Genomic DNA, 7,628 nt, shown 5'->3' on the forward strand with positions numbered 1-7,628 from the left:
TCTGGCGGATGTATTTGGAGTTGTGGCTGATCAAGCGGTGACGCTTGCCCGCAACGCCGGACTTTACCTTGCCCGTCGCAGTGAAAGAAAAGCGCTTCTTGGCGCCCGACTTCGTCTTCAGTTTCGGCATTTTCACTCTCATCTTGAGGGGGCTACCGCCCTTCGGGCTACTTGAGCCTGGAAGACGATAACCCGGTTCGAAAACCGCCAAGGCATGCCATTAGCCCGGCGGTTCGTAGGCGAAGGCGCGGCTAGTAGGCGAAACCACCCGCAAAGGCAAGCCGAGTCTGGCTTACGGCCCGTTTCTAGCGCGCAGGATTGTTCGCCTCCAGGAACCGAACAGTCTCGGTGAGCATCCGGGTGCGGGTGTCGGCCCGCGATAGCCAGTGATCCTCGCCATCCAGTTCGATGAATTCATGCGGCTTGCCTGCGCGACGCAGGGCGCTGGCCATGGACCGGCTCTGGGCGATCGGCACCACGACGTCATCGCGACCGTGGATCAGAAGGATCGGCGCGTCGGCCGAGGCAGCCTGACGGGCCGGAGAGCGGGCGTCCATCGACCGGTCACCGGGGCCGTCGCCGCCCATGAACCGGTTCCAGTAGCGCACGGTGCTGTTGTCGCGTCGTTCGCCGCGCTCGGCGGCATAGGCGACCATGTCGCGCAGGTCCGTCACCCCCGCCACAGAAACGGCGCAGCGATAGACGCCTTTGTCGAGGGTGGCCCCGGCCAGCGCCGCATAGCCGCCGTAGCTGGCGCCGACGATGCAGACGCGCTCTGGATCGATGATCCCCTGGGCGGCGAGATGGCGAACCCCGTCCGACAGGTCGGTCTGCATCTTGCGGCCCCATTCGCCGTAGCCGGCCTCCATGAAGGCCCGGCCGTATCCTGTCGAGCCACGGAAGTTGACCTGGAGCACCGCATAGCCGCGCGAGGCGAGAGCCTGCGACCACCAGTCGAAGCCCAGGACGTCACGGCCGGCCGGCCCGCCGTGGGCCAGGACGACCAGGGGCAGATTGCGCGTTGCGCCGCCCGGCGGCGTGGTCAGATAGCCGTGCAGATCCAGGCCGTCGGCGGCCTCGAATTCGATCGGCTGGACCTGGGCCACCTGGTCGGAAGCGATACCGGCATAGGCCCGTCCGACCGTCCGCATCTCGGCCGTCTCCAGGTCGATCAGCCGATAGGCCCCGGGATCGCCGGGGCCGCTGGTGTAGACCACGACCGTGCGCAGATCGTCGCTCCAGCTGACCAGTCCGGGCGAGACGTTCGGCAAGGTCTGCTGGACGCTGGCCCACAGCACCGCTGCTGACTCGTCGGCGAAAACGTAACGGCGTCCCGTCGTCTCTACCCGGGTGGCCCCGATCATCCGCCGGGTAACCGGATGGAACAGCAGATTCTCCGGGTCGAACTCGAACCGCACGGGCCGCCAGGTGCCGGTGGCCATGTTGACGTCGAAGAACTCTGCGTCCTCGCGGCCTTCGCGGTGCAGGTCCGGACGGTCTGCGGCGACGATCACGCTGTCGCCGGACATGCCCAGGCCGATCAGGGCGGGCTGATCCAGCGGTGCCGAGACCCGCCAGGTCTCGTTGAACCGGCCGTTCTGGCGCAGCAGCAGGCTCCAGGTCCGGGACCGTTCATCATAGATGCTGCGGGCCAGGCTGCGTCCGTCGTCGTCAAGAATGAAATCGTCGGTGTCGCGGGTCATGCCCTCGGCCTGGCGGGCACCGCCGGTGTCGGGATCGACGCGATACAGATCGAGTGCGCCCGGTGCCTGGAACGAGTGGGCCCTGACGAACAGTTCGGGGCCGTCGTCGCCGGTCCGGATGCGCACCGAACTCAACAGGGCCGGAAACAGGCTGCGGGTCGGCACCAGCATTCGGGCCACACGGCGGCTTGTTATGTTGAAGATCTGGCCCATGAACAGTTCGCTTTTGGCCAGGCCGATCTGATGCAGGGTTTCGGTGCTGGAGGTGGTGATCAGCACCCGCTCCTCGTCGATCCATTCCACGTCGCGGACCTTGGCTGCGCCGACGCCGATCGCGCCGAGGGGGCGGCCGGTCGTCAGGTCGACCATCGCCAGGCGCCGCTCTTCGCCGATCACGGTGACGAAGGCGATCCGGTCGCCGGAGGGCGACAACTGCACCAGTTCGGTCCCCGGCAAGGCACCATAGGCAGACAGCGGCGGAGGCGCAGGCTGCTGCGCCAGGCCGGGCCCGGCCGCCGGGATCGTCGCCAGCGCCAGACAAAGCAGGGTTCTTCGCCAGAACCGACCCATCATCCCCGAACTCCCCCGCTACCCGGACGCAACCGTAACGCGCGGTGACCGGCCCGCAAACGAAAAACGCCCCGGCGCGGGCCGGGGCGTCTGTATCGATCGGACGGTGATCCGGTCCTACTTCGGGGCCAGGATCATGATCATCTGGCGGCCTTCCATGCGGGGTGCATATTCGACCTTGGCGATCTCGTCGAAGTCGGCCTGGACCTTGTTCAACAGCTTCATGCCCAGTTCGGGGTGGGCCATCTCGCGACCGCGAAAGCGCAGGGTCACCTTGACCTTGTCGCCCTCGTCGAAGAAGCGGTGCATGGCCTTGGCCTTCACCTCATAGTCGTGGACGTCGATATTGGGACGCAGCTTGATTTCCTTGAGCTCGACGACCTTCTGGCGCTTCCTGGCCTCGGCCTTCTTCTTCTGCTCCTGGAAACGGAACTTGCCGTAGTCGAGGATCTTGGCCACCGGCGGTTCGGAGGTGGACACGATCTGAACCAGGTCCATGCCGGCCTCTTCGGCGGCTTCCAGCGCGGCGGACGTCGGCATGACGCCCTGCTTTTCGCCGTTCTGATCGATGAGCAGAACGCGCGGCGCGCGGATATCGTGGTTCATGGGGGGGCCATCCTTGACGGGCGGCTGGTTCATCGGACGGCGAATGAGCGTCGTTTCCTTGTGTGGATGAAGGGTCTGGATAGTCTGAACGTCGGTCGTGCAGGGGTCAGCGCGCGGTCTGGCGCCACGTTCCCCAAGGGGCGCTATATGCGCTCGAAGACGCCGATTTACAAGGCGGACCGGCGCAGGCCGGGGGTGATCGGGCTCAGGCCCCCGCCCCGCCGATGAAGTCGTCATGCAGGGCCAGCACGGCGTCGAACACATGGTTGACGCTCAGGTCCTCGATCGGGGCGAACTGGCCGCGCGTCTCGTTGGAGGCGACGGTGCGGGTGCGCGGACCCCAGGGGCCGTACAGCCACCACTCGGTCGGACCGAACAGACCCAGCGTCGGCCGCCCCAGGGCGGCGGCGACGTGCATAAGGCCGGAATCGTTGCCCACGAAAAGCGCGGCCCGGTCGATGGCGGCGGCCGAGGCCAGGATGTCGCCCTTGCCGACGAAGTCGATGGCGCGGTCTCCGGCGGTCTGGAGCGCCGGGGTCGCGGGCGGGCGGTCGCCGGGGCCGCCGACCGGCATGAAGCGCCAGCCGTCGAAGCGCGGCTCGGCCATCAACCGCGCGACCAGTTCGCCCCAGCGCTCGGCGGGCCAGCTCTTGCCGGGCTGGTGGGCGATGGGTGCGAGGGCCAGGATGGGGCCGTGTCCTGGGCCCATCGCCAATTGCGGGTCGATGACGGCGGCAGCCTGCGCGCGCGCCTGATCGTCCAGCCAGATCTCCGGATCGAGCGGCGTCTCCGAGCCCATCAGGCGCGAGACCATCTCGACCTTGCGCAGGCCGGTTTCCCAGGACCGGTTGTAGACGATCCGACGCTTCGTGGGGATCAGATAGCTGAGCGCCGATCCCCGGATGTCGATGACCAGGTCCCAGCGGGTGCCGACGACCTGCTTCCAAAGGTCCAGCCAGTGTCCGGCGGCCTTCTTCTTGTCGAGCACGATGGTGCGGACGACGCCGGGGGCGGTGCGGAAGAAGGGGGCGGGGGGGCGACCGGCCGCGACGGTGATCCGGGCACCCGGCAACTGGCGGCCGATCTCGCGGATGATCCCGGACGAGATCACGCAGTCGCCGATGCGGTTGGAGGTTACGAACAGGACTATCGGTGCGCGGGGCGTTGCGGGCATGGTGCGCTCATACGCGAGCCGCGACCGGATCGCCAACCGCGCCGAACTGGACAGGACCCGACTTGACCGACGCCGACAACGACGATGCCCACCGCTTCATCCGCCGGCCGGACGGCGAGACCCTGGCCTACAAGCAGGTGTCGGGAGAGGGGCCGACGGTAATCTGGATCGGCGGGTTCCGATCCGACATGGAGGGGACCAAGGCGCTGGCGCTGGAGGCGGCGGCGAAGGTGCGGGGCTGGGCCTTCCTGAGATACGATCATTTCGCCCACGGCCGGTCCAGCGGCGACTGGAAGGCGGCGACTATCGGGCGGTGGCGCGAGGATGCGGTGGCGGTGATCGACAGTATCCCGGGGCCTGTGGTTCTGGTCGGGTCGTCGATGGGCGGGTGGATCGCCCTGCTGGCGGCGCTGGCACGACCCGAGGCCGTGGTCGGGCTGGTGCTGGTCAATCCGGCCCAGGATTTCACCGAGCGGCTGATGTGGCCGGGGCTGGCGGATCATGAGCGTCAGGCGATCCTCAGGGACGGGGAAACCGTCGTGATCGAGGAGGGTCTGGGGGCCTATGCCCTGACCCGGACCATGTTCGAGGAGGCGAAGGGCTGGATGCTGCTGGACGGGCCCATCGGCATCGCGGCACCGGTCTATATTCTTCAGGGTCGGGCCGATGCGACCGTGCCCTGGACCCACGCGATCGAACTTGTCGGGCGGCTGAAGGGCGGCGACGTGCGGCTGGACCTGATCGAGGGCGGGGATCACCGGCTGTCCACGCCCACCGATCTCGACCGGCTGGTCGAGGCGGTGGAGGGAATGCGCTCAAGCAGCAAGCGACCGCGTCGCGAGGGGTAGCGCCTGCTCAAAGACTGATCTCCCGCCGTTCGCGGGCGCTGCGCAGGCCGGCGTCTATGACGTGCATGGTCAGCAGGGCCTCCTCGGGCGGGACGGGGTTGGGGCCCTCGCCGCGCAGGGCGGCGGCGATGCCGGCGTAGTAGGCGAGATAGTTTCCGGCCGGGCCGGGCGCGGGCGACCGCGCGAAGGTCTCGCCGTCGACGAAGGTCGCAGGGTTGGGGTCAAGGCCCCAGCCGGGCGCGCCGGGGATCATGCCGGATTTCGACTGATCCTCCTGGGTGTCGAGCCCCGATTTCAGCCAGCTCCCCTTCGTGCCGTGGACGGCGAAACGGACGTCGGGGGCGGCGGCGATCATGGCGGCGTTGAGGACGACGCGTCGGTCCGGATAGCGCAGCACGGCATGGGCCCAGTCGGGGGTCAGGCCGCCGGGCCGCTGGATGGCCATGTCGCAGGTCACGGCCTCGGGCGCGCCGAACAGCACCAGCATCTGGTCGCTCAGATGCGGCCCCAGGTCCAGCCAGACGCCGTCGCCGTCATTCTCGCGCCAGCGATCGCGGACGAGAGGCCGGTGGCGGTCGTAGCGGCTCTCGACGGTCACGACGTCGCCGAGGCGCCCCGAGGCGATCTCGGCCCGCAGCGCCAGGAAGTCGGCGTCCCAGCGGCGGTTCTGGAAGACCGACAGCAGACGGCCGGTCTGCGCGGACAGGGCGACCAGCCGTTCGGCGTCGGCCAGGGTGGTGGCGAACGGCTTGTCGATGACGACCGCCTTGCCGGCCTTCAGCGCGGCCTCGGCCTGGGGCGCGTGGAGGGCGTCGGGGGTGGCGAGGACGATCAGGGCGATGTCGGGGTCGGCGAGGACGGTTTCGAAATCGGGCACGACCCGGACGTCCGGGTAGACGGCGCGGACGTCGTCCGGGCGGCGGCTGACGATGGTGTGTAGGTTGAGGTCGGGACAGGCGGCGACCAGCGGGGCGTGGAAGGTCTTGCCGGCGTTGCCGAAGCCGATGACGGCGGTGTTGATCATCGAACTTGCCTCAAGCGGAACATTAAGAGAACATCGGAAGCGTTCTCCTCCCCGTTCCGCAGGAATGGGGAGGTGGCGCGGCCCTTCTTCAGGGCCGTGACGGAGGGGGCGACACGGTGGCGGACGGGATCAGCTATCAACGCGCGCGGGCTTTTCGACGGAGGCTGACGCCGCCCGAGGCCCGGCTGTGGGTCCAACTGAAGGGCGATCGTCTGGCCGGATTGGGATTCCGCAAACAGCATCCGGTGGGGCCTTACATTCTCGACTTCTACTGCGCGGCGGCGAAGCTGGCGGTGGAGGTGGATGGGGCGGTTCATTTCGAGGATGGGCAGGTGGCGCATGACGCCCGGCGGACGGTCTGGCTGGGAGGCCGGGGTATTCGGGTGATCCGGGTTGCGGCCGTGGCGGTGAGGGACGAGCTGGAAGGGGTTTTGGGGTTCATCCGGCGGGAGGCGGAGGCGAGGGTGGTGGTGAAGAATCCTCCCGGTGAGACCGTGTCGCCCCCTCCGTCACGGCCCTGAAGGAGGGCCGCGCCACCTCCCCATTTGCTACGCAAACGGGGAGGAGAGTCGCGCCGCCTATGCGGTGCCTACCCCGCCACCATGCTCATGTCGCGGCGGGCGAGGAGTTTGTCGAACTCGCCCCAGACGCCGTCGGCACCGTGCCAGGCGCCGGTGGTGGCGGCCTTGGAGTATTCGGTGGCGCGGGCCTCGAAGAAGTTGGCGTGTTCGACGCCCGACAGCAGGGACTGCAGCCAGGGCAGGGGGTTTTCCTTGACGCCGTAGAGCTCGGGCAGCTTGAGCTGACGCAGGCGCCAGTCGGCGATGAAGCGGATGTATTGCTTGATGTCTTCGGGCGTCATGCCGTTGATCTCGCCGGCCTCGAAGGCCAGGTCGATGAACTTGTCTTCCAGGCCCACCACGGTCTCGCAGCACTGGACGATGTCGTCGGCCACGGCCTTGGTGACCACGCCCGTTTCCTTGTTGAAGGCATGGTACAGTTTGATGATGCCGTCGCAGTGCAGGCTCTCGTCGCGCACCGACCAGGACACGATCTGGCCCATGCCCTTCATCTTGTTCTGGCGGGGGAAATTCATCAGCATGGCGAACGACGCGAACAGTTGCAGCCCCTCGGTGAAGCCACCGAACATGGCGAGCGTGCGGGCGATGTCGGCCTCGGTGTCCACGCCGAAGGTCTGCATGAAGTCATGCTTGTCGCGCATGGCCTCGTATTCCATGAAGGCCCCGAACTCGCTCTCGGGCATGCCGATGGTTTCCAGCAGCAGGGCGTAGGCCGCGATGTGGATGGTCTCCATGTTGGCGAAGGATGACAGCATCATCTTCACCTCGGTCGGTTTGAACACCCGGCCGTATTTTTCCATGTAGTTGTCGGCGACCTCGATGTCCGACTGGGTGAAGAAGCGGAAGATCTGCGTCAGCAGATTGCGCTCCTTGTCGTTCAGATTGGCCGCCCAGTCCTTGCAGTCCTCGCCCAGCGGCACCTCTTCGGGCATCCAGTGGACCTGCTGCTGCTTTTTCCACATGTCGAACGCCCACGGATAGCGGAACGGCTTGTAGGCCGCCGAGGGGGTCAGCAGGCCGGGGGTTCCGGGACGGATGATGGCGTGGGCGTTCATGCGACAGGCACCGGACTGGGATCGAGAAGGGGACTGGGCCTATCCAAGCCCAGAATCGACCTGAAGG

Annotated in this window: 8 protein-coding genes; 2 read left to right on the forward strand and 6 right to left on the reverse strand. The window is 67.4% G+C overall.

The features are described from left to right. The 4 genes from ACILQR_RS14475 to ACILQR_RS14490 all read right to left on the reverse strand — a co-directional run. On the reverse strand, positions 1-130 hold a 130-nt coding region (locus ACILQR_RS14475; protein WP_395652101.1), incomplete at its 3' end, for a 50S ribosomal protein L35. Between the two features lie 175 nt (positions 131-305). Further along, positions 306-2,276: an alpha/beta hydrolase family protein gene (locus tag ACILQR_RS14480; RefSeq protein WP_395652095.1), complete on the reverse strand. Its 1,971-nt coding sequence runs from the start codon at positions 2,274-2,276 to the stop codon at positions 306-308. A gap of 114 nt (positions 2,277-2,390) precedes the next feature. After that, positions 2,391-2,912 carry a translation initiation factor IF-3 gene (infC, locus tag ACILQR_RS14485; RefSeq protein WP_271146351.1) on the reverse strand — a complete coding sequence of 174 codons (522 nt, stop codon included), beginning with the start codon at positions 2,910-2,912 and terminating at the stop codon, positions 2,391-2,393. A 172-nt stretch (positions 2,913-3,084) separates the two neighbouring features. Then, complete coding sequence (locus tag ACILQR_RS14490) at positions 3,085-4,053, reverse strand: glycosyltransferase family 9 protein (protein WP_395652096.1); 969 nt, start codon at positions 4,051-4,053, stop codon at positions 3,085-3,087. A gap of 62 nt (positions 4,054-4,115) precedes the next feature. Between ACILQR_RS14490 and ACILQR_RS14495 the strand changes: the two genes are divergently transcribed. Further along, a complete protein-coding gene (locus ACILQR_RS14495) occupies positions 4,116-4,901 on the forward strand; it encodes an alpha/beta fold hydrolase (RefSeq protein ID WP_395652097.1) in 786 nt (261 codons plus the stop codon). A gap of 7 nt (positions 4,902-4,908) precedes the next feature. On the opposite strand, the gene ACILQR_RS14500 is transcribed toward ACILQR_RS14495, so the two are convergent. Continuing rightward, a complete protein-coding gene (locus tag ACILQR_RS14500; protein WP_395652098.1) occupies positions 4,909-5,925 on the reverse strand; it encodes an oxidoreductase in 1,017 nt (338 codons plus the stop codon). A 116-nt stretch (positions 5,926-6,041) separates the two neighbouring features. Here ACILQR_RS14500 and ACILQR_RS14505 point away from each other — a divergent pair, with 116 nt between their 5' ends. Beyond that, complete coding sequence (locus ACILQR_RS14505) at positions 6,042-6,446, forward strand: endonuclease domain-containing protein (RefSeq protein WP_395652099.1); 405 nt, start codon at positions 6,042-6,044, stop codon at positions 6,444-6,446. 68 nt (positions 6,447-6,514) lie between these two features. Here the strand turns inward: ACILQR_RS14505 and ACILQR_RS14510 are convergent, their stop codons facing one another. Next, a complete protein-coding gene (locus tag ACILQR_RS14510; RefSeq protein ID WP_395652100.1) occupies positions 6,515-7,561 on the reverse strand; it encodes a ribonucleotide-diphosphate reductase subunit beta in 1,047 nt (348 codons plus the stop codon). Positions 7,562-7,628: the final 67 nt, after the last annotated feature.

The organism is Brevundimonas sp. (genome assembly GCF_044239655.1).
GTDB lineage: Bacteria > Pseudomonadota > Alphaproteobacteria > Caulobacterales > Caulobacteraceae > Brevundimonas.

Excerpts from the sequence above, each read along its gene's own strand:
- ACILQR_RS14480 (WP_395652095.1), bottom strand. The coding sequence starts at position 2,276 with ATGATGGGTCGGTTCTGGCGAAGAACCCTGCTTTGTCTGGCGCTGGCG.
- infC (WP_271146351.1), bottom strand. The coding sequence starts at position 2,912 with ATGAACCAGCCGCCCGTCAAGGATGGCCCCCCCATGAACCACGATATC.
- ACILQR_RS14490 (WP_395652096.1), bottom strand. The coding sequence starts at position 4,053 with ATGCCCGCAACGCCCCGCGCACCGATAGTCCTGTTCGTAACCTCCAAC.
- ACILQR_RS14500 (WP_395652098.1), bottom strand. The coding sequence starts at position 5,925 with ATGATCAACACCGCCGTCATCGGCTTCGGCAACGCCGGCAAGACCTTC.
- ACILQR_RS14510 (WP_395652100.1), bottom strand. The coding sequence starts at position 7,561 with ATGAACGCCCACGCCATCATCCGTCCCGGAACCCCCGGCCTGCTGACC.